The organism is Rhodococcus erythropolis NBRC 15567, from assembly GCF_001552595.1.
Taxonomy (GTDB): Bacteria; Actinomycetota; Actinomycetes; order Mycobacteriales; family Mycobacteriaceae; genus Rhodococcus_F; species Rhodococcus_F erythropolis.
The window spans coordinates 43,703-66,496 of the sequence record NZ_BCRM01000013.1 but is presented as its reverse complement, the minus strand read 5'-3'; the positions used below and the strand labels follow the sequence as shown (position 1 = coordinate 66,496).

Below are 22,794 nucleotides of genomic sequence, written 5' to 3'. Positions count from 1 at the left end.
CTCACCACTTCTTCGAGTTCGTTTGTTGACGTTCATTGCACTGGCCGTAGCTGCGCGACAAGACCGATTTCAGCCGAGATCGAGTCCAATCACGCTGCGGTTCAAAGAAAGAAAGTTCTGACTCGACAACCGATCGAGCGATACGAGAGGCGAGAGTCGACGCCGGAGCAACCGGGATCGCCACGGCGTTCCTACCGGCCAGTGTCGGCACACCGCCGAGATCCAAACAGACCACCGGGAGGCCCACCGCAGCCGCTTCGGCCGCCACCCAGCCGCCCGAATCGTGCATACTCGGGAAGAGCAGAACGGAGGAGGACCCCATCTCGCCCACCACTTCCGATCTGTCGCGCCACCCGCGAAGCGTGACCTGACCGCGCCGATACGGAAGCGACTTCTCGATCCGCCCGCGGGCGGGTCCCTCCCCGACAAAGGTCATGGACCACTCGGTGCCCAAATGCTCGAGCGCGTCCAGAATCAGGTCGATTCCTTTGTACTGCAACAGTCTTCCTACGAACAAGAGCCTTCGTTTCGGCCTGGGTACCGCTTGCTTCTCGATTCCGTCGTAGTCCAGAACACAATTGGGTTGGATGACGACGTTGCGTGCCCGCGGTGCGCCACGTCCGCTGTCGGAGTTCATCGCGATGAAAGTGTCAACTCGTCCGGCCATGAAGATATGTGTCAGTGACCGAACGGCTTTCGTCGAGCAGGTTCGAACTACCGTGGATGCCAGATACCGCACACCGATGCGCTTGGCGAGCGGCATCGGCGGGTAGGTGTTGCCCCCGGCAGGCCCCCATACGAGTCGTGCGCCGCCGGCTCCACCGAACAGCACCGGTGGAGGCAGCCAGTCGGAGGCGAACGTTGCATGGTGCAGGACGTCGAAGTTTGCCGCTTCACGCCGAACGAACACCGAAGTGCGCCAGAGCCATCGGAGGTAGCGACCGTACGATCCGGCTTCTTCCGCGGTCAAAGTCGCTATTCGCACGACACGAACTTCGCAACCGAGCTTTTCACACTCCGATTCCAATGCGGTCGCCTCACCGGAGCGAGTCACCACCGTGATCGACTCACACAGTTCGGAAGCCGCCGAGAGAAGCGCCCAACCCGCACCGGATTCACTCCCCTGATTCGGATCGCAGGCGTATGCCGTCATCAACAACCGTGTCATCGCGCTACCACCAGCCTCTGTGCGCGCGGCTTCCGAGAATCGCGGCAGCTGAATCGCTCTGAGAACCAACCGATGTTGCGTGCACCGTGGTCGAGAACCACGCGTTTGATCCGTGGACTGATCAGGGCAACGGGGATCAACGTCGCCGACGCGAGTACGAGCAGAGCGCGTTTGGCACTCTGAGCCGTCAACAGTGGCAGGTCGAGCTGTCCCTGACAGACCGCGAGGATTCGTCCGTTGTTGACATACCGGGCGAAGAGCCAGGAGTCCCGACGCCGATTCTCGTCGACGGGTTCGTACGCAAGCGCCTCGTCGCACCACAACAACCGGACACCGCCGGCGCTCATTCTGAGCGTGAACTCGGTGTCCTCGCCGCCAGGTAGATCCCAGTCGTCACTGAAGTTCAAGCCGTTCAAAGTCTTCAGGTCCAACAACAGATTTCCAGCGCCTGCAGACGCGACCGGGGTGCCGGTCGAATGGCGAACGCGAGTGTGCAATGGAAGTTCTGAGGCAGGCAGACCCACCGGAATCACAGGACCGGCCACAGCACCTGCGTCGAAATCTGCGGCGCAGGTGAGGAGATTCGACAGCCAGGCGACATCGACGTACTCGTCGTCGTCGACGAAGACGATGTACCGACGATCTCGTGCACGGGCGAGATCGACCAGCGCACGTCGCGCCGGAGATACCCCGCCGAATCCGAGATGCAGTCGTTCGATCCCGTCGGCAACATACGTCGGTGTGGTGGATTCCGGGTCGTTGTCGCCTACTACGACCTGGGCGGAGACACCGGAAGCCTGGATCGATGCCCGGACGCTGTCGATGCATACAGCCAGTTCCGATTCGCGACGGAAGGTCAGAATCGCCACTATGACGCCGCTGGGATTCTTCATGAGAGGTCAACTTTCGGTCGGGCGCCACGGTTCATCGAGACCAGGAGTGCGACGCTCGCGCTGACGCACGCCGACGCGGCCAATGCTCCTGCGACGTGTACGGCGCTGTCGGTCAGTCCTGCCCCGAGAACGATCAGAAACTGCAGAGGCAACAGCAAGGCGCGAAATCTGTTGAGGTTTCCCGTCTTGTCCACGACGCGGATCGACGTGCCGACTCCCAGCAGAATCCCGTTGAACGCCACCGCCAACCCGCAGAGCAGAATGACCGGTATCAAGTTCGGAAAGTGCGGTCCGACCAGATGATCCATCAATCGCACTCCCGAGAGTCGAATCTCGAGTGTGAGACAGATCAGCGAAACGCAGATGATCGAAACCCAGAAGATCTGCAAGCCCACTCGGCGGCCGAGTGCCATGAACTCGCTCGCGCTCATCGCTTCGACACCACTGCCGAACTTACGCATCAGAATTGGCGAGATGCCCGCGAACATCAAGGACAGTGGACCGAGCAGTGTCTGGGCAGTTCTGATCTCACCGATCATCGAGATCGACGCCACCACGGTGAGTATCAAGAACATCGCCTGCTGCGCAGCTGATCCCATCAATATCTCGATCGCAAACGGCACGGATCTGTATCGGTGAGTGCGCGAGTACCTGACCGACGGCACCGGCGGTACCAGACGCATGGATGCGTGACCGAGCGCGAGCGCGACGAAGACACCGACCGTATAGGTCACGAGTGCAAGTGTCAGATTCTCGACCAGGAAAGCTGCAATAAGGACGAACGAGAGTGTCACGATCTGTATCGACGCAGAGATCCAACTCGCTCCGTCGTGCATCAGCATCGTGCGTATCACGTCCAAAACCACGAAACCAGCTGCAGCCAAGGCGTATACCGTGAGATTCATCGAGTCCGAGCCGGCGATCAGGAACAGTGCCCACACCGATGTCACCGATACCGCCGCCAGCACGATCGTGGGTGCCAACGCCGGTCCACGCTCGTCGGACCCCGCCCCTCGCGACAGCCAGACGTCGACGCCGATCGCTCTCCCCAGTGCCAGTGCCAACAGACCCGCCGATTGAATCACGGCAACCTGGCCGACTTCGATCGGACCACCGAGTCGTGCCACCGAGGTGAGAACGACAAAAGTGAGGACGCTCGAAAGCCCTTGATCGGCCATGAATGTCACATGCCGAGTGCGATCGTTCACGATCTCACCTCGTTGATGAGCTCACGCATCGACGTCGCCGCTTTGCGCGATGTGAAGCGATTCGAGTAGTGACGATAAGCGGATCTGCGTATCGCCGATCGGTCGTCCGCTCCGAAGATTCGGTCGAGGGCCTCGCGTATCGACGACTCTTCCAAGGTATGGAGAGGCGTTCCGCCCGGTCCGACGATGTCCGCGAGTGCACCGCTGGTTGCGTAGATGACCGGGGTGCCAACCGACATCGACTCGATCGCAACCCGCCCGAACGGTTCTGCCCACTGAGACGGCACCACGGACGCCGCACTGTCGCGGAGTATCTCGATCACATCTTCGTGTGAAGTGAATCCGGCCAGCGTGACGTTGTCGAGAGCTGCGCTTATGCTGGAGATCTCGCCGTACTGTGGTCCGTCACCGAGAACTGTGAGCGAGGGACTTCCAGCGCCCTGCGGCCAGTTGCGCACCAAGTCCAGGACGCCCTTCTCCGGTGTCAGTCGGCTGACGCACACAACCGCATCAGTGCTCCGGAACTCGGGTTCATTTTCTTCGAATCCGAAGTTCGGACGAACCACGACGCGGCCAGAATCGATCAGTCGTCCCTCGACCAGACGTGCTGTCATTGCGCTCGTTGCGACGAACCTGTGCTGCTTCCACCCCAAGACGCTCAGCTTGACCGCCGCAGCGCTCAGGTAGCAGACAAGGCTCTGCAGTCGGCTGTTTCCGTAGCATCCGTTGCGGACACAACTCGTGAAGTAATTGGTGGAACCGCATTCGGTGCACGTGCCATCTGCGCGCAACTTGGCTGACGGTGTGGCCAGGCGATAGTTCCGAACCGCCTGCAACGTAGGAATTGCGGCGGCTCGTGCGGCCACGAGCAACGAAGCCGAGAACGCCGGCCAGAGATTGTTCACGTAGACGATGTCCGGTCGCTCCGAACGAATGATGCGCAACGCATCGACGAGTACTCGAGGACTGAACACTGCGGTGACTGCCGCCCACGGTCCCCGGGAGATCTTGGAATTCTCGGTGGTGCACTGAACGGTCTCGTATCCGATCGATTTCAGGAGCTTGGATTCGTTCGCGAAGCTCTGCTCCTCACCACCCGGATTCCGATAGATCGCATGGAACATCAAGGCTTTCGGCGGCGTGGATCCACCGGCGGACGTCGGGTTCACTTCAGGCTTCGAACGCGCCACATCGAACGACTTGTACATCTCACTGACCTCCTCTTCGCTCCGGAGCGAACCCGTACGCACGACCCCTACGGATCGACAATTCGGCGTTGCCTGCACTGTGAGAGCGGTGCGTCGAGGGTCCGTACGGCGCCAGGAAGACCCATGCGATCAGCCACATGGCGCCGAAGAAGAGCGTCGACTCCGTCAAGTCCATCGAGAAGACGAGAACCATGATCGCGACGACGGCGATGTACTCCGTTCTGCTGCGAGCTCGCCCGAGCGCCGTGTTCAGAAGCAGGTAATAGCCGGCCAACAGCAGCAGGAATCCGATCCAACCGATCTGGAGACGAATGTCGAGCATTCCGTTGTGCGCGCTGGTCGCCGGAAAGGACAGCTTGGACCGGATCATCTGTCCGACAACGCTGTCAGGTGCCCAGACCGAGCCGAAGCCCCATCCGAGCAGGGGCCGCTGTTCGGCGTAGTACTCGGATACCGTCCAGAGATGCAGCCGGCCGGTCAACGTGACATCTCGCGAGAGTAGCGCTGCGACATCGGGTCCGAGCACCTTCATCGCGCCGGACACCCCGATGTACAGCCCGATGATCACCGTCGAGGCGAGGCGAGCGTTAGGTGTCCGTCGAAGGCACTTCAGAGCAAGCACTGTCGCCAGCGCAATCCCTGCAGCGACGAGACTGGTCTGGCTCCGGGCTTCGAACAACACGATGCCGGCAACAGCCAACGCCGCCACCCACGGAATACGCTTGACGTCGGGAAGCATGAGCATGACAGCAACAAGGACAACTTCGATCGCAGCCATTCGGCCCAAAGTATTCTTGTGCGTGAAGATTCCGCGATAGGCAACAGTGCGGGTGTCCACATCGATGCCGGTCGAAGGATCGAGGACCACGACCATCAGCGACAGCACGAGTAGTACCAGCAAGGTGACGGCCACAGTCCGCACTCGCACCGGGAAGGTCAACTCGCGGGCGACCATGATTCCCGTGATCGCCAGGCACACGATGACGATGCCGGCGACGACGGAGTTCCGGGGCAACGTCGACCAGTACCAGCTGGCTGCCGGAACGCCGGCCGCGATCAGAAGCGTGAAGACAGGCCAGGACGCGTTGCGTGAGTATCGCCGGTCGAGGAAGTAGACCAACGCGAGTGTCGCCGAGAGAACAGCCGAACCGTGTACGAGCAACGATCCGAGCGCTGTCTTCTGCGTGTAGGCCTGAAAGGCTCCGCTCGCGCCGATGACCGCGATCACCAATGCCGTTCGCAAGATCAGCGGATTGTTCGGTGCCTCATTTTCGCAAGGCGCCGGTGCCGCATTCTTGTCAGTAGGCGCCATCACTTCCCACCACCGCCTTGAGCGTCTTCGCGACGATCATGACGTCACCCATCATCGACCAGTTGTCGACGTAGGAAAGATCAAGGCGGACAGTGTCTTCCCACGACAGATCAGAACGTCCGCTGACTTGCCACAGACCGGTGACACCGGGCTTGACCAGTAGCCGGCGACTGACCGCACCGTCGTACATCTCGACCTCGCGCCGAAGCGGTGGCCGCGGTCCGACGACGCTCATCTCGCGCCGAAGAACATTGACGAACTGGGGCAACTCGTCGATCGAGTACCGACGCATGAAGCGACCGACCGTCGTCACACGCGGATCATCTCGCATCTTGAAAAGCACTCCGGCGCCTTCGTTCTCCTTCATCAGCGCCGTGACTTGAGAATCCGCATTCTGGACCATCGAGCGGAACTTGAGCATGGGGAACGGCTGCCCGTCCAACCCCATCCGCTCGGACTTGTACAGAACCGGCCCCTTGCTCGTGAGCTTGACTGCGATCGCAGCCGCCAGAAGCACCGGACTGATCACGGCGAGTACCACGGTCGAGAAGACGATGTCGAAGGTCGTCTTCGTGAACTTCTGCGCGCCGTGATAGCGCGGACGCTCGACATGGATCAGCGGAAATCCTGCGACCGGGCGCATCGACAGCCTCGGTCCGGACACATCCAGAATCCCTGGTGCAACAACAAGGTCCACATGATCGCGCTCGAGAGCCCAGGCCAACGTGCGCAGCCTTTCCGGTCCGAATCGCTCCGACGCCGTCACTGCCACCGTGTCGGCACCGACCTGTTCGATTGCGTCCGTGACACTGTGCTCATCTCCGAGCACCGGAATGTCCCGACCGTTCACTGTGACAACTTCGCCCACGTCTCCTCCGTAGCCAGGTACGCAGACTCCGACGACTCGGTATCCATGGGCATCGTCTCGCTCGAGGTTGCGTGCAAGATCGACAACTGCCCCTCGCACACCGACCACGAGTACGGCAGTTCGAAATTCACCTCGGGCTCGCTCACGAGCAATCACCCGTCGCCAGATCCAACGACTCGCGATCAAGGCGGTCAATCCCATCGGAAACGCCACGGCGAGGTACAGGCGCGCGATCTCCAGGTGAAGGAGAAGGCTGGCGATCGCAATCAGTCCGAACAGGCGGAGCGTTCCGACGGCGATCAATCGGTACTCTTCAGGGCCGCTTCCGATCACGCGAGGAGATCTGGTGCGAAATACTCTCAATACGGCGAACCAGCCGATAATCAGGGCGAAAGACAGTGCGGTGTAGCTGAAATGGCCGAATGCTTCACCGTCTACGACATCCGCGTCGCTACCGAATCGCCACCATTGAGCCAGAAACACTACTGCCGCAACAATGATCGTGTCGGTGATCGCCAGACGACGAAGATACGCAGATTGCCATTTCCTGCGTGCGGAAACTCCACCAGCCCTCTCCGGCGCTACTCGTCGGTGTTGTTGTGGCCGTTCTTTCGTGGGCGCGGCCATCTCGAGAACCGTCATGTGTTCAGAAACCTTTCCCCATGCACAAAATTCGGCCTGAAGCTGTTCGCCGGCCGAGGTCCATCGGACCGCCTTGCCGAATCCCGAAACTTCGACAGCGAAGCAACTGCTCCGCATTGCTGCGTTCAGTGCGAATGGTCGCATTACGTGCGCCTTGCAGTTAACCCGGCGACTATTGTCAGGCCTCGGCCCAACTGTCGATTATTGCGGCATTGCCGCAGCTCACACCCCATGATTGAAGCAGAGTCCACTAACGACCCAAACACAGGACGATCGGCGATTTCTCATCGCCCGCTGACGTCGCCAGCCTCGATATTGTCAGGACTCACGTCTTGGCAATTTTTCGGCTAGCTGGTCAGTACCAGTGAGGAGTTTGCCACATTCCGGACAGTGTGGCAATAGCGCTTTCCGAACTTCTTCCGAACGCCAGCATTGAGGTCAGTTATTCACCCTCCAATCAGGAAGGTGAGACCATTCATCACCATTACCATTGCGTACCTATAGTTTTCATCGCCTTGATCAATTGGACTCCACGTTTGGACGGAAACCAGCACACGGTTGGTAATCGCTCTGCAAACTATACTTTGATGCGTTCGGCGTCGCCTCAGACCTGGACGATTGTCCGGCACTTGGCCTCTGCGCGGTTTACTTACGACTGGCCGGCAATGCGCGAACCTACGATCGGGCGACACCGAGAATTTAGACATGCGAAAGGAGGAGCCTGGACTGCCACTGACCGTCTATGCGGTGCAGAAAGATTTGCAGCACAATCCAATTCGAGAAGGGGGAATTGTGCAGCCGTTCGACTACAAAGCGGGGCGACCGCTACCGACGGCTATGTCCATGGCAAGTGTGCGCGGCCATGGCAAGTGTGCGCGGCCGCGTATAGGTCAACTGACGCTCGACATGCTCGTTGGCGCCCAGTAGCGGAGCGTGTCTCTCGAACAGCCGAGGTTGCGGTCGACTGATCAGCTGGGCGCACGCTCGGAGTAGACACCCGCAAACCTCGATGGCCTTGCGTGAACCCACGTTCATCTCGTTGCGGGCAATCAGGACTCGACCGAGGCCCACCGGTTGCGTGGCACACGTGAGCATCTCCTGCAGAGCCGTCGACGCGATACCTTGCCGGCGTTCCGGCGGCCGGACTCCATAGCCGATATGACCACCGACATCGGCCAAGATCTCGTTCATGCTGTGCCGCATCTGGATAGCACCGAGATACCGGCCGCCGCGAGCGATCCACCAGCTGGTTGCCGGGACAATGTCGGGCCCCGTCCACGACTCTGGCTGCGCCAACAGCTACTGCACCCACTGCCTGAATCCAGCACGGGATGCCAGACCGAGATCTAGACGTTGTGCAACTCCAATCGCCGAACCGTGCTGGTCCGCCTGCGGTCCGCCACACTCGTCACACGACTCCAACAGGAAGCTCACAAGGGCTCGTCAGGCGCAACCAGATCGAAAGCCATAGCGGCACCGGTCAAGTAGGACAGGTCAGACCGCAGCGTCGCAGACTCAGAGGACCCGACTAGAGAATTGCGTCCGGTTCACCACACGCAGAAGGGCCCTCGAGCATTGCTCGAGGGCCCTGTGAGGCGTCGGGATTTAACGCACGACCAGATCAGTTGACTGTCGACGTTACCCTTCGTTTGCCGACTGGATTGCTGTCCACGGAACCTCCCACGGCCACGTCTGCGACAACCGGATCGGAATCGTAGTAGTACTTGTACTCGTAGACACCACGACCGTTCAGCGGGGTCATCGTGATGACAGTGCCGAGAATTGTCGCGCCCACACTGTGGAGATTGCCGACCGCCCTGCTCAGCTGATCCCTCTTCGTCGAGCCGTGACGAGCAATCACGAGCGCACCGTCCGCCAGCGCTGAAAGCACTGCAGCATCCGTAACCGGAAGCAACGGCGAGGCGTCGATGATGACGTAGTCGAACCTTCTGCGGAGATCGGTAAAGACTGCATGGGCAGTGTCAGTCCCCAGCAGTTCGCTCGGGTTCGGGGGAATCGGACCTGAAGCAAGAACCGTCAGGTCAGCGTTGCTCGTGACTTGAAGTACGTCGTCGAGATCTGCTTGCCCAGCCAAGACCGAGCTCAAACCGACGCTTCCGATAAGTCCAAGGTACTTCGAAACGCGAGGCTTACGGAGGTCACCTTCGACGAGACACACCTTCTTGCCTGCCTCGGCCAGCACGAGTGCGATGTTCACCGCGGTCGTGGTCTTTCCCTCGGAGGGAAGAGAACTCGTGACGACGATGACACTCGGTGGACGATCCACGGCCAGGAACTGCAGATTGGTTCGCAGTTCGCGGTACGCCTCGGCACTTGCGGAGTTGCCCTCGTGGAAGTTGATCGCTTGATGAACTTCGCGTTCCTTGTCGAACGGAATTGTTCCCACCATCGCCGCGCCGGCGATGTCTTCGACCACCTTGCGCTCTTTGACGGTGTTGTCCAGGCGATCACGCACGACAGCCAATCCGATCCCCAGCAGAAGCCCGATCGCGGCACCGAGCGCCACGTTCCGCGAAGTCTTCGGCGACACCGGTTCCGCGGGAGTTTGTGCTCGCTGCTCGACAACGACGCGCGCCGGCGCTGTGCCACCATTCGCGGGCGTACCCAGATCTTTGACCATCACGACAAACTCGTCCGACAGCGCATTTGCGATTTCGCGTGCCAGTTCAGGCGACGCATCTTGCACGCTCAAATCGAGAAGTACAGTATCCGGCGCCGATGTGGCGGTCACCTTCGACGAGATCTCCGCCGCGGACAGCCCACCCAATCGATCTGACCCCACTGCATCGATTGTTCGCTGCGCGAGCGTCTCCCCAGTGAGGAGCTTGGCGTAGGAGGTGACCAACTGCTGTGAAAGCTGGTTGCCTTGGTAAGCCTCGTTCACAGTCGTTCCAGTGGAAGTCGACACGAACAGGCGCGTGGAAGCCTGGTAGACCGGTGTCGCAATCAACGAGGCACCCAAAGCGCCCAAGATCACAACCACGGTGACGACAACGACTATTTTCCACCGTGCCTGCAAGATCTTCAGGTAGTCCCGTACATCCATCGTCGAATCTCCTTCGGCTCGAGCACGTAGTACGTATTCGAGTAGTAATCGACAGCCGCTTGTCGAGCCGCTGCACTCAATCCAGGCTGAACGAGGCAGCCAATCTTTTTATCGCGCGTCCCTGCGTCACAGAGAGGTCGATCCCGAAACAGGCAGGGACAAGAAACCTTCGTGGCATCTCACGCATCTCAGTTCGTGGTCCACACTTGACGGCACGACTACATGTTGACGCAGCGGCGAACCTGCGACACGGACATCGGGTCCAGTTCTCTTCGTCAGCCTCATCGGCCGACACCGCCACCTGAAGTTCACTGCACATCGAAGAGAGCGGACGTAACGTGCAGCCAGGCTGAACTCTACTGTGTCGTGGTTCTTTTCACCACCGCAACGCAGCATCGAAACCCCTCGATTTCGCCAGCCGAATGTGCTGACCACGCGAAGATCACACACCCTCAGCCGGCCGTAGGACCAAAGTCCGCGAACATCCAACAACGCCCGCCGCCACCGGAAGCCGGTGCACACCAATCGAACAGGGCAAACACCACTCGCCCCGAAATCGACGGGCGGCGATCGAAGTTTCCACACCGGAACAGTTCATCTACTGACGGACCTTCGTCCCAGGCACGCGGGCACTCCCCTCGACGCCGTGCAATAACCATCCCTCACTGATGGTTTCACCGATCTACGGCCTTCCAAGACCTCGATAGGTCCACCCTGCGTCGCGCCAGGTGGTCGGTTCCAGGCAGTTACGTCCGTCGATGATGACCTTCTTGCGGACGACCGCTTCGAGATCCGACGGCAACAACTTTCGAAACTCGGTCCACTCGGTCAGAACCAAGACGACATCAGCCCCTGCACACGCGTCAAGTGCACTCGAAGTGTAAGTGAGGGTGGGGAACAACGCCTTCGAGTTTCCCATGGCCTTCGGGTCATAGACATTGACGGCAGCGCCTTGGAGCTGAATCTGGCCGGCAACGTTCAGCGCAGGTGAGTCGCGCACGTCGTCGGAGTCAGGCTTGAAGGCTGCACCGAGAACCGCCACATTGGCTCCGAGTAGAGAACCACACGCTTCTCGAGCCAGTTCGACCATCCGAGTACGACGACGCATGTTGATATTGTCGACTTCGCGTAGGAAAGTGAGTGCTTGATCTGCTCCCAGCTCACCCGCACGTGCCATGAAAGCACGGATGTCCTTAGGTAGGCAGCCACCACCGAAACCGATTCCGGCGTTGAGGAATCGTCTACCAATTCTCTCGTCGTGGCCGATGGCATCGGCAAGAACGGTCACATCCGCGCCCGACGCCTCGCACACCTCCGAGATCGCATTGATAAACGAGATCTTCGTCGCCAGAAATGCATTGGCTGACGCTTTGACCAACTCCGAAGTCGCAAGGTCGGTCACAACGAAGGGAATACCTTCGTTCAAGAGCTGCTCGTACACTTCACGCGCAACCGATTCCGCACGTCCGGGTCGATTACGGTCGACCCCGAGCACAAGCCGGTCCGGGTGAAGCGTGTCTTTCACCGCGTAGCCTTCCCGGAGAAATTCCGGGTTCCACGCCACCTCGACGTCTTGTCCGGCAGGGGCCAGTTCCCGTGCCCGCGAACCCAATCGCTCTGCTGTACCCACTGGCACAGTTGATTTCCCGAAAATGACGGTCGGCCTGGTCAAGAGGGGTGCAAGCGTCTCGATCACCGAATCGACAAAACGCATGTCGGCCGCGAACTCCCCCTTCTTCTGCGGCGTACCGACGCCGAGGAAATGGATGTCGGCGAACTCTGCGGCCTCCTCGTAGGAAGCCGTGAATCGAAGACGTCCCGCGGCTATGTTGCGGCGCAGCACTTCCTCGAGGCCCGGTTCGTAGAAGGGAACCTCCCCAGCTTCGAGCATAGCGAGCTTGTTCGGATCAACATCCACCCCGAGAACCTCGTGACCCAACTCGGCCATGCAAGCTGCATGTGTCGCCCCGAGGTAGCCGGTGCCGAATACCGCAATACGAGAAGTCATAACGATGTCTGCCTGTCGAAGTCGGGTTTACGTCGAATAATGCTGTAGTACTTCATGTCCTGATCGAATCGACATTCTGTCGATACCACTCCACGGTCGATGCGATCCCCGCACGAAGATCAATCCTGGGCTGCCACCCCAAATCTCGAAGCTTCCCGATGTCAAGCAACTTCCGCGGCGTCCCGTCAGGTTTCGAGTGATCCCATTCGATCTCGCCGTCGAACCCGATCTCGTCCGCCACGATCGCGGAAATCTCCGCGATACTCTGGTCCTCGCCCGTACCAACATTGACGTGTTCTGCTCCGTCATAGTGGTCGAGCAAATGAAGGCAGGCATCCGCCATGTCGTCGACGTGGAGAAACTCGCGCCTCGGCGTCCCGCTGCCCCAGTTCACGACTGACGCAGCTCCATCACGGCGCGCGTCGTCGAAGCGCCTGATGAGGGCCGGCAGCACATGAGAGCCCTTGGCAGAGAAGTTATCACCCGGGCCGTAGAGGTTCGTCGGCATCGCGGAGATCCACGGTCGCCCGAACTGCTTGCGAACAGCCTGTACCTGCAGGATTCCCGCGATCTTTGCGATGGCATATGCATCGTTCGTCGGTTCCAGATGACCGGTCAGTAGATACTCTTCGCGAATCGGTTGAGGCGCGAATTTCGGGTAGATGCAGGATGATCCGAGGAATAGAAGGCGATCTACGTCGAATTCGGCCGCCGCGTCCATCACGTTCACCTGGATGCGAAGGTTGTCGGAGATGAAGTCCACCGGCAGTGTGCTGTTCGCCAGTATCCCGCCCACTCTGGCCGCCGCGAGGACCACGTTCTTCGGCCTCTCAGCAGCGAAGAATTCGAACACGGCACCGCGGTCGCGAAGATCGAGTTCGGCGGACGTGCGACCGACAAGGCGATTGAAGCCGTCGGCTTCCAACCGACGCCAAATCGCTGAACCAACGAGTCCACGATGGCCCGCAACGTATACCGCGTCGCTCCGATCGAGGGACTTCTGCGTGTACTCCCCCGTCATCGAGCGTGCTCCCAATCCACCAGATTCGGACGGTCGATCCAGGGCTTGCCCTCACACGTCAGAGCCTCGATGTCCGCATCGACCATGATTCGAGCCAGCTCCGGGGTATGCACAGTCGCCTTCCAACCGAGCTTCTGCTCCGCCTTACCGGCATCTCCGATCAACGCATCTACTTCCGTCGGCCGCAGATAGCGCTCGTCGAAGCGCACGTGATCTTCCCAGTTCAGGCCGGCGTGCTCGAAGGCCACCGTCAGGAAATCCTTGACCGAGTAGTTACCGCCTGTCGCGAGCACGTAATCGTCCGGTTCGTCGGCCTGAAGCATTCTCCACATTCCCTCCACGTACTCCGGCGCATAGCCCCAGTCGCGGATTGCATCGAGATTGCCCATGTACAAATGGCTTTCCAGACCGGCCTTGATCCGCGCCACCGCTCGCGTGATCTTGCGAGTGACGAATGTTTCGCCTCGCCGGGGAGATTCGTGGTTGAACAGAATTCCGTTCACGGCAAAGATCCCGTACGCCTCGCGGTAGTTCTTGGTGATCCAGTACGAGTACACCTTCGCCGCACCGTACGGCGATCGCGGGTAGAAGGGAGTCTGCTCGTCTTGCGGAGGCGGTGTCGCACCGAACATCTCGGAACTGGACGCCTGGTAGAACCTGCATTCGAGACCAGCCATCCGGACTGCTTCGAGCAACCTGATCGACCCGATTCCCGTGGTGTCACCGGTATGTTCTGGCTCGTCGAAGCTCACCCGCACGTGGGACTGCGCTGCGAGGTTGTAGACCTCGTCCGGGCGTATCTGTGCGAGAAGAGTGACCAAACGCGCCCCGTCGCTGAGATCTCCGTAGTGAAGGAACAGTTTTGCATCCGGCGTGTGGGGATCCACATACATGTGATCGATTCGAGCTGTATTGAACGTGGACGACCTACGAATAAGTCCGTGGACCTCGTATCCCTTGCTCAACAACAGCTCGGCCAGGTATGAACCGTCTTGGCCTGTAATTCCGGTAATCAGTGCACGTTTCACTTGAAACTCCGTCCTCGAAGCAGATACTTGTCTGCGAGTAGTCATCGGCCGAATTGTGTTGTGTGGGAGTAACGAACCCACAACCAGAACTGAGAAACCCTCACGGCATTACTGCCCCCTTGATCCGCGATCTCAAATCCTCCAGTTCCGCGGCAGCGGAATCCATTCCGCGAGAGATACGGGTAGATTCGTCGTGCCCGAGATTCAAGCTGCCACCCGTCGCATCGTCCATCCAGGAGGCCTGCGGCGCGAGTACCGGTTCCAGCGAATCCCTCAGCTTCGGTACCGAACTGCTGCCCGCCATCACCGGTATCGATCCGCCTCGAGCGCTCAGGATCAAAACATGGAGGCGGTCACTGATGGTTACGGCAGCGCGCTCGTACAGGGCGCGGACAGCGGACTCCTGTTGCCGATGGGTCACGTCATCGTCCCATCCCACGTACTGAATACCCAGCGTTGCAGCAACTTCACGATTGTGGTTGTCGTCCTCGGCAACTTGGCAGCAGGCCACCAGATTCAAGCCGATTGCCTCGACCTGACTGTGGATCGACCGAAGAACCGCGTAGTTCACCGGTCGGTCATGCCGAAGTGAAAGCAAGGCTATTTCTCGGCTCGCAGATTCTCGGCCTGCAGACTTCGCTCCGTCGGATACGCCGGCCCGGAACGCGAGATCGGGATAGAACCGACTCTTGCCTCGCAGGTACTCACACGTCCTTTTGTCACGTGCCGCGTAGACGTCGGCTACGCCGACGAGGATCTTCTCGGGTACTGCCGCCATCGAGCTTCGCACCTCGATCGACCGTCCCAAAACGAGGACTCGTGTACCGAAAATGCGAAGCACCGCAAAGACTGTCACCAACAACGAGTGCTTGACGACGCTTGCTGCTGAAGCCCCCAGAACCGCCGGCCCAGGTGCCATCACGATCACTGCCCGCTTTCGGCGCACCGTATCGGACAAAATCGCTCGCCAGAAGCTGATACCCGAATCCATGACCTCGTCGGTTGGCTCCCAATCGAAGGCATCGACGTACTCCGCGCTCATACTGCCGGAAAAGACAACGGGTTTGAATCCCAGTTCACGCATGTAGTCGACTGCTGTTCGCCGTATCTCGATGTCACCCAGATTGCCCTGAGCTGCTGCAATACTCATGAAGAACCTACGCATGGGGATCCCTCCTCATTGCAACGACAACGACACAGGTCAGCAATGCGGTTTGAAGTACATAGCTGAGCGAGAGCGACCACCCCGCTCCGAGCGCCCCGTAACGGGGGGCAGCAAGCACGATTCCGACGAGGCAGATCAAGGTGCTCACAACCGTTATGTAGGAGACAATTTCAACTCTGCCCGTACCTTGCAGAATCGCATTCAATTGGGACGAGATCGCTGCGAAGATCAAACTGAAGCAGACGACCTGCATTACCGGTACCGCGTCTACGTACGCATCGCCCAAAATCGGTGGAACGAGCACAGGTATGGCAGCTGCGATCACACCGAAGATCACCGCGCTTGCGATGCATACGTACATCGCGGGTCGCAGAATGCCCTGGGTGATTCGCCCGGTCGTCGAGCGCGCCGCCGCCGGCATGAGAACTGCCGCAAATGATGTGGGAATCAGCCGCAACGGCGTGGTGATACGACTCGTCACGCCGTAGATTCCGGACACGGCCGGCGACGTGACAAGTCCAACCAGCAGTACGTCGAAGTTGCGCGTCTGAGTAGCAACGGAATTCAACCAGAAGTGCGAAGACTTGCCGATGATCGACTTGTACGAGCGTCTCGATCTGACACGAGTGATCGCCGGTCCGAGCCGAATGGCCACGAAGACAGCGATCATCGAAGAGAACGCGAGGCCCACGGAATACCAGAACACTGCGTCGGCTCCTGCGAGCCAAGCCGCCGCAACAAAAACGAGAGCAAGTGCTCGCCGGAGGAGCAACGACACCGCGTTCTGCCAGGTATTCCCGTCAGCGAGTGGTAGCGAGAGCAGCGTCTCGACGTAATTGTCCAGAACAACCCAAGCTGTCAACGGCACTACGAACCAAAGCTTCGGCTCGAAGACCGCGGCTACCGCCGCGGTAAATGCCAGCAATGCACCAACGGCCAGGTTGGCGCGGCGCGAGAACTCCAAGGTCGACGCGATGAGGGGGTCCTGGTCACCCAACGCACGGATCCGAACCAGAAATGGGGTGAACCCGAAGTTCAGAATGGTCTGAAGCACCAGTCCGACACCATAAGCCGCAGCGAAGATTCCAAAGCCGGACGGACCGGAGATACGCGCGAGTAGGACCATACTCAGTGCCTGAATCAACGCACCGACAAGACGTCCGCCGGCGATTCCCGTGAACTGAACCACCAGGGGGTTCGTCATCACCTTCATGTTCCACCACCCGGGCACTCGAACGAGTGCGGAACCCCGGCGCAGCGCGGTCGTGCGCCCTTCATGGTCGTCCGATCGACGAAACCGGGGCGCGGACGATCGAACTCGCCGGAACATCAGATGTAACAAGGCAATTTGCGCCGATAACCGAGTGGTCACCGACCGACGTGCCACGGAGAATTGTGGACCTGGCCGCAATCCACACTCCGTCGCCGATGACGATCGGTCCGTTGTCGAACTCGAAAGTCCGTGACTTTCTGCTGTGACTGCCCGCGCACAGAAAGACGTCCTGCGAGACACAACTGTTCGACCCGATACTCACCGGTTCGAGATTGAGGATCCATGCTCCCTCACCCACCCAAGTGTTATCACCGATCGACAGTTTCCACGGCCAATGGATCTTCACGCCGTGCCGAATCAGGACTGCATCACCGATCTGAGCGCCGAACAGTCTGAGAATGGCAACTCGTATGCGTGCCGGCACGAACCAGGCCCGGAACAGTGGTGCCACCGCGAGCCAGGCGACCTGCACTGATGCCGGACGTCCCTTGTCGTATCCTGCCCCGGTGAATTCACCGAGGGAGAGCTGCGGGTGTGTCATCGCGCTCGGGCTTGCGTCGGTCGAGTCGGCAAACTGTCTCGATTGATGAGTCCGTCGAAGAGGTCACCGAACGCCGTGGTGGCAGAGCCGGGAGACAAGGTTTCGTGCACGTACTCCCCCCCGCTTCGCGCGAGTTGAGCGGCACGGACGGGGTCGGATACCAGCATCTCTATTTCACGTACCAATGCTTCCGGATTTCCGGCGTCAACACGTACTCCCGCCCCGGACAGGGCGATCTCCTCGCCGGAGGCACTGTCCGAAGACGTAGCCGCGACGACGGGTACCCCTGAAGCGAAATACGATGTGAGTTTGCTCGGAACGGCCATACTGCGAAGATCGGCCAACTCGTTGAGAAGTAGTGCGTCCGCTGCTCGCAGCACATCGGTGAAGTCCTCGCCGCCAACAGGATCCATGAATTCGATCCCGGTGCATCCCTCGGACAGCTCTTCGAGATGGGCCCGCTGATTCCCATCCCCCATCAGCACGAATTTGATGTCGGACTGCCGCGGCCCAAGTAAACGCGCGGCGTCCACTACGTTCTCGAGCCCTTGCTTGGCACCCATATTGCCGGCATGCAGAACTATCTTCTGTTCCGGCCCCCAGCCCAATCGCTTTCGCGAATCTTCTCGGGTGCAGGCAGACTGGGAGAGATCCAGGTGGGTCCAGTTCCTGATGACTGTGACGCTGCTCGAGTCGACTCCGAGGTTGTCCTGAGCATGCTTCGCGAACCGCGGATGGATCACGACGACGTGATCGGACTTTCGCAAGATCCAGGATTCGGCTCGATCAACGAGAGACGACAGGCCTCCGCTCAGCTGACCGGTCTCGGACGCGCCCAGTCCGTAGAAGTCCTGCACCCACAGCACCACGGGTGTGCGCGACCGAAGGAGCCTGGTCCTGATGACAAATGCCGCCGAGGACAAAAGTGTAGGACTTAAACACAGTATGAGGTCTGCTCGATGGAAAAGAGTCGCCCAGGTCGCTCTCAAAGCGAAACTTGCCTCCATCAGAATTCTTCGCAGGAAGCTGGGATTCCGAGGGATGTAATGACGAAGTCTTTGAACCGTCAGATTTTCCGACTGCTCTACGGAGGACAGACCTGAGAAGCCATCCATCTTTCGCCAGAATGGATAGTGCGGATACCCTGTCACTACCCTGACGTCAGCACCGGCATCCGCTATCGCATTTGCCAAACCCTCCGTGTACGGAGCGATACCGGTTGGCTCAGGAGAATAGTTGATTCCCACGATCAGGATTTTATTTCCCTGATTATCCATCGTGCTCATTTCCCTTTTCAGCTAACTCAGGACGGCAGTCCGTGCACAGCTTGCAGGTGTGCACTTCTCTGCGTGTCACTCTCGAATCGTTCGGCGACTTTCCGTGCCGGAACTCCGACATTCACCGAGAAACTCTCGACGTCGTTCGTCACGACCGAACCGGCTCCGATAACCGCACCGTCACCGATCTTCACACCGCTCAATATCACCGAACAGGCGCCTATCCATACGTCTGTTCCAATTTCGACAGAATCGCGGGCACCAGGCTGACGGTCCCCCACCCACGTCGACGCGAGCATCGGAATACCCACCTCGTCGATCGCGTGGTCTTCGCGCCCCACGATGTAGACGTTCATTCCGATCATGACGTGGGATCCGATGGAGCCGTCTACCTGAATAACGGTTCGGGGTCCGACACTGACATTATCGCCGATATTCAGTCGGTGAGGCGCACTGATGATAGCTCCACGGCCGGCGTTGAAGTCGCGCCCTACTGAAACATTCCCGTTCGATATTGCGAGTCCATTCATAATTCCGCGAAGGGCTCGCCTGACACCTGACGGTAGGCGTGATCGGTTGCTCATCGTACGACCATCTCCTTGGGCCATCCCTCATTGTCGAATTCGACGACCTGACCTCGCAACGCAGCAGAGATCCCCGATGCCATGGTTTCGGCGGAATAGAGATCCCCGACCTTCGCTGAAACTTTCTCCGCTGGAACGGGATTGGAGACAAGATGCAGGAAGTAGTCTCGCAGCGCCGCAGCCAGCGACTCCTCGGTCGTCGGTGAGTAACTCTGCATAGGACCGACAGCAGCAAGTTCGATCTCGGGGGCGTGCGGGGCGTCCTCGGGGTACAGCATCGGGACTCCGAATCCCAAACTCTGAGTGACACTCAACCCGACGTATCCGGGAGAGATCGACATGATTGAGCGTGCGTAGATTTCAGCAAGTTCGATCGGACTTTCAATGCGACCGTGTACCACAACGGACTCTTCCAGACCTAAATCGATAATTTGCCGTTCTATCGTTTCCACCGCATTGCCGAAACCCACGATTTCCAACACGGCACCCTCGTCTACGAGGCCCGATCGGTGGAAAGCTGGAACCAATTGATCGACGTTCTTCTCGGCAACCAATCGGCCGACATAGACAATTGATCTACGCGATTCGCCGATGTTACCAGCGTTGATGTCAGCGCGTTTGTACAAAGAATTGGGTGCAACCCAAACTGGTTGGCCTGGAACCTCGAGCTTGGCTGGGACCACACTGGCGTACCCGTAAAGAATGGTCCCCTGAGACAAGCGGCGCATCGTTCGCCGAAGGAAAGCCGTCTTCGACGAAGAACCTTGCCTGGGATGCAAATGGCCCCAAAGAAGAGTACGGCGACGCGCTATTCGTCGAAGGACCAAAATACTCCACGATGTGAGACTACGGGGATTCAAATCCAGGATAGTCACGGACGCGGAAAGCGGATTTTTCCAAGAACCCACCTGAAGAAGAACCTTGTCACCGAAGATTCCGATCCGTCGAACGCGGTCGTAGAAATCCTTGTCGATGCCAGTTCGCACCGTGGAATCCAGCCCGTAGTCCGAAGCGAGAATATCGAGATTTCCTTCTTCCATCTCACGCAACACCTCGATGCACGGATTCCGATAGGTTGGAATCACCGCCAAATACATCGAGTATTTTGTTGATGACATCGAGCCTGCTCCCCCAAAGTTCTCATCGAGCACCACCGATTGGCCAGTGTGCATTGCGCAGTTCCCTTACTTCGGATCCCAGGCAGAGTTCGCCGGGAATGGCGAATCGGATTCGCGATACGAATACGAATACGAAAGACTGACTGAACGGATCAGTATGCGCCGTCACTAGCCATTACGGCTTTGAGCGTCTTCACGACGATCATCACGTCCCCGACCATCGACCAGTTGTCGACATAGGACAGATCCAGCCGAACGGTTTCTTCCCACGAAAGATCCGAGCGCCCGCTCACCTGCCACAAACCGGTGATACCCGGTTTGACCAGCAGTCGCCTTTTGACGGCCCCGTCGTATGCCTCTACCTCGCGCCTCAACGGCGGTCTCGGGCCAACTACGCTCATCTCGCGACGGAGCACATTGACGAACTGAGGCAACTCGTCAATCGAAAACTTTCGAATGACGCGCCCCACCTTGGTAACCCGAGGATCGTCACGCATCTTGAACAGGACGCCGGCGCCCTCGTTATCCGACAGCAGGCTGTCGACCTGCGTATCTGCGTTCTGAACCATCGATCGGAACTTCAGCATCGGAAAGGGAACCCCGTCCAATCCCATTCGCTCCGACCGATAGAGCACAGGACCCCGACTGGTGAACTTGACTGCCAAGGCCGTCACGATCAAAACGGGACTGATCAAAATGAGAATGACAGATGCGAAAACGACGTCGAAGGCTGTCTTGGCGAACCGTTGAGCACCATGGTATCGCGGACGTTCGACGTGAATCAGTGGAAGGCCCGCCACCGGCCGCATCGACAGTCGCGGACCGGAAACATCCAGGATTCCCGGTGCCACAACAAGATCGACGTCCTTACACTCCAGATCCCAGGCCAGTTTCCGCATACCGTCGTAGCCGAGGTGTTCCGTCGCCGTAACCGCCACCGCATCGGCACCGACCAAATCGAGTGCGTCGGTCACGTCGTGCTCGTCGCCTAGGACCGGTATTTCGTTGCCGTCGACCACTATGACTCTGTCGCGACGTCCTAGTTGACTGGGTTGGCAGACGCCCACTACCCGGTACCCGTCACCGGGAGCTCGTTCGAAGGTCTGGGCCATTTTCTTGACTGCAACCGGGCTTCCCACGACCAAGACGGACGTCTGAAAATCGCCGCGAGACCGCTTCCGCGCGATCACCTTTCGCCAGATCCAGCGGCTCGCCATCAGTGCGGTCAGACCGACCGGAAATGCGAAGGCCAGATAGAGCCGTGCGATGTCCAACTGCAACAGCAAGCTGACAATCGCAATGAGACCGAAGAGGCGAACTGTCGCGACGAAGATTCGTCTGTACTCCTCGGGGCCGCTGCCGATCACACGAATCGAGCGAGTGCGGAAGATCCCCAAAGACGATAACCACATCGCCGCCAATGCAATTGACACACCGGTGTAGCTGAGTTGCCCGAGGATTCCGGGGCTTACCGCACGGCCGTCTCCGCCGAATCGTAGCCATTGAGCCAGAAAAACCGTCGCCACGATGATCACCGAATCGCCCAGGAACAGCCTTCTGCGGTATGCCGTTTCCCATTCCCTCCGAGAAGTCGATCCGCGGCGGAGGTCGGGCACTGCGCGGGGAAGCGTGTGCTTGGTCTTGCCCAGTGTGGACACGTCGAGCGCCGTCACGTGATCAGTCCCTTCCTCATTCGTGGAATCCGTGTGTCGTTGAATCCGTGTGTCGTTGACAGGTGTTGAGCGTGATTCACCAGATTTGAGCAATCCACTGGAACAGCAAATTGCTCGCTTCGATCCGAAGAGTGCAATTGTTCGAGAATCGGAACGCTCTCACGCTCCGATTGGATTACATTGCAGCACTGTCCGAGCGCAGGATCAAACGCAAAGTCATCCCAGTTCAGGCCTGTAGCCGCCCACACCCCCACCTATTCCAATATGGCCGCAGCGCAAGCGCTTTGCCTCTCGCCCTTCGGCGGCGGATCGACTGGAACAACTGGACGAGAGATCGATTCAGAAGCAACTATCGCGTTACTTCAACGAAAGTGCGGCAAACGGGAGGACCTTACTCGCCAGTAGGCGGTTGCCACAGGGCACCACATTACCGATACCGCCTGAACAGAGGATCATTTCCATTGGTAACCAACGCTATGACTTTCGCCGACAGAAGGTGCCTGCGCCGTTGGGGACCTACGTCCCCGACAGGGATCTTGGTCCCTATTGCCGTTTCGATGTGCAATTCGAAGGCGAATAGCACTACAGCCCTTGCTGATACAGGCATCAACATCAGAACAAGAACAGGTCGCTCGTCCAGTTCGCAACTAACCGGCCCCGAAAAGAAATTTTTCCTTCGTCTCAATATGTGAGATTCTTACCCGGCTTCGGCCATTCCGCATCGGCCGGTGTGCGGATTC

18 protein-coding genes are annotated in these 22,794 nt (G+C 59.0%); all 18 read right to left on the bottom strand.

The window, feature by feature from the left end:
- Window position 1: 1 nt before the first annotated feature.
- The 18 genes from RE4_RS18535 to RE4_RS18450 all read right to left on the bottom strand — a co-directional run bounded on the left by RE4_RS18535 (window position 2) and on the right by RE4_RS18450 (window position 22,054).
- On the bottom strand, window positions 2-1,168 hold the full coding sequence (locus tag RE4_RS18535) for a glycosyltransferase family 4 protein (RefSeq protein ID WP_060939102.1): 1,167 nt from the start codon (window positions 1,166-1,168) through the stop codon (window positions 2-4).
- Entirely contained in the window at window positions 1,165-2,061 is an 897-nt protein-coding gene (locus RE4_RS18530) for a glycosyltransferase family 2 protein (protein WP_060939101.1), read from the bottom strand. The genes RE4_RS18535 and RE4_RS18530 overlap by 4 nt, the downstream gene beginning before the upstream one ends.
- Window positions 2,058-3,269: an MATE family efflux transporter gene (locus tag RE4_RS18525; protein ID WP_060939100.1), complete on the bottom strand. Its 1,212-nt coding sequence runs from the start codon at window positions 3,267-3,269 to the stop codon at window positions 2,058-2,060. The genes RE4_RS18530 and RE4_RS18525 overlap by 4 nt, the downstream gene beginning before the upstream one ends.
- Complete coding sequence (locus tag RE4_RS18520; RefSeq protein ID WP_060939110.1) at window positions 3,266-4,477, bottom strand: glycosyltransferase family 4 protein; 1,212 nt, start codon at window positions 4,475-4,477, stop codon at window positions 3,266-3,268. The genes RE4_RS18525 and RE4_RS18520 overlap by 4 nt, the downstream gene beginning before the upstream one ends.
- A gap of 1 nt (window position 4,478) precedes the next feature.
- Entirely contained in the window at window positions 4,479-5,789 is a 1,311-nt protein-coding gene (locus RE4_RS18515; RefSeq protein WP_060939099.1) for an O-antigen ligase family protein, read from the bottom strand.
- Window positions 5,776-7,299 (bottom strand): sugar transferase, encoded by a 1,524-nt coding sequence (locus RE4_RS18510; protein WP_060939111.1) that lies wholly within the window; start codon window positions 7,297-7,299, stop codon window positions 5,776-5,778. The genes RE4_RS18515 and RE4_RS18510 overlap by 14 nt, the downstream gene beginning before the upstream one ends.
- 825 nt (window positions 7,300-8,124) lie before the next feature.
- A complete protein-coding gene (locus RE4_RS18505; RefSeq protein ID WP_326839287.1) occupies window positions 8,125-8,502 on the bottom strand; it encodes a GNAT family N-acetyltransferase in 378 nt (125 codons plus the stop codon).
- Window positions 8,503-8,920: 418 nt separating this feature from the next.
- Window positions 8,921-10,366 (bottom strand): tyrosine-protein kinase domain-containing protein, encoded by a 1,446-nt coding sequence (locus RE4_RS18500; RefSeq protein ID WP_060939098.1) that lies wholly within the window; start codon window positions 10,364-10,366, stop codon window positions 8,921-8,923.
- A 682-nt stretch (window positions 10,367-11,048) separates the two neighbouring features.
- Window positions 11,049-12,374, bottom strand: a complete 1,326-nt coding sequence (locus RE4_RS18495) for a UDP-glucose dehydrogenase family protein (RefSeq protein ID WP_019747430.1) — start codon at window positions 12,372-12,374, stop codon at window positions 11,049-11,051.
- Between the two features lie 52 nt (window positions 12,375-12,426).
- Window positions 12,427-13,395, bottom strand: a complete 969-nt coding sequence (locus tag RE4_RS18490) for a GDP-L-fucose synthase family protein (RefSeq protein WP_019747431.1) — start codon at window positions 13,393-13,395, stop codon at window positions 12,427-12,429.
- Entirely contained in the window at window positions 13,392-14,423 is a 1,032-nt protein-coding gene (gene gmd / locus RE4_RS18485; RefSeq protein ID WP_020968749.1) for a GDP-mannose 4,6-dehydratase, read from the bottom strand. The genes RE4_RS18490 and gmd overlap by 4 nt, the downstream gene beginning before the upstream one ends.
- 100 nt (window positions 14,424-14,523) lie before the next feature.
- A complete protein-coding gene (locus RE4_RS18480; protein WP_020968748.1) occupies window positions 14,524-15,588 on the bottom strand; it encodes a polysaccharide pyruvyl transferase family protein in 1,065 nt (354 codons plus the stop codon).
- Entirely contained in the window at window positions 15,581-16,792 is a 1,212-nt protein-coding gene (locus RE4_RS18475; RefSeq protein WP_158630211.1) for a lipopolysaccharide biosynthesis protein, read from the bottom strand. The genes RE4_RS18480 and RE4_RS18475 overlap by 8 nt, the downstream gene beginning before the upstream one ends.
- A gap of 70 nt (window positions 16,793-16,862) precedes the next feature.
- The gene (locus RE4_RS18470) at window positions 16,863-17,402 is read right to left on the bottom strand and encodes a DapH/DapD/GlmU-related protein (protein ID WP_020968746.1); all 540 of its coding nucleotides are present in this window, start codon (window positions 17,400-17,402) and stop codon (window positions 16,863-16,865) included.
- On the bottom strand, window positions 17,399-18,679 hold the full coding sequence (locus tag RE4_RS18465; RefSeq protein WP_020968745.1) for a glycosyltransferase: 1,281 nt from the start codon (window positions 18,677-18,679) through the stop codon (window positions 17,399-17,401). The genes RE4_RS18470 and RE4_RS18465 overlap by 4 nt, the downstream gene beginning before the upstream one ends.
- Window positions 18,680-18,705: 26 nt before the next feature.
- Window positions 18,706-19,044 carry a DapH/DapD/GlmU-related protein gene (locus RE4_RS31635; RefSeq protein ID WP_024487404.1) on the bottom strand — a complete coding sequence of 113 codons (339 nt, stop codon included), beginning with the start codon at window positions 19,042-19,044 and terminating at the stop codon, window positions 18,706-18,708.
- Between the two features lie 215 nt (window positions 19,045-19,259).
- The gene (locus RE4_RS18455; RefSeq protein ID WP_081098391.1) at window positions 19,260-20,435 is read right to left on the bottom strand and encodes a glycosyltransferase; all 1,176 of its coding nucleotides are present in this window, start codon (window positions 20,433-20,435) and stop codon (window positions 19,260-19,262) included.
- Window positions 20,436-20,533: 98 nt separating this feature from the next.
- Window positions 20,534-22,054 carry a sugar transferase gene (locus tag RE4_RS18450; RefSeq protein ID WP_029254699.1) on the bottom strand — a complete coding sequence of 507 codons (1,521 nt, stop codon included), beginning with the start codon at window positions 22,052-22,054 and terminating at the stop codon, window positions 20,534-20,536.
- Window positions 22,055-22,794 lie beyond the last annotated feature (740 nt).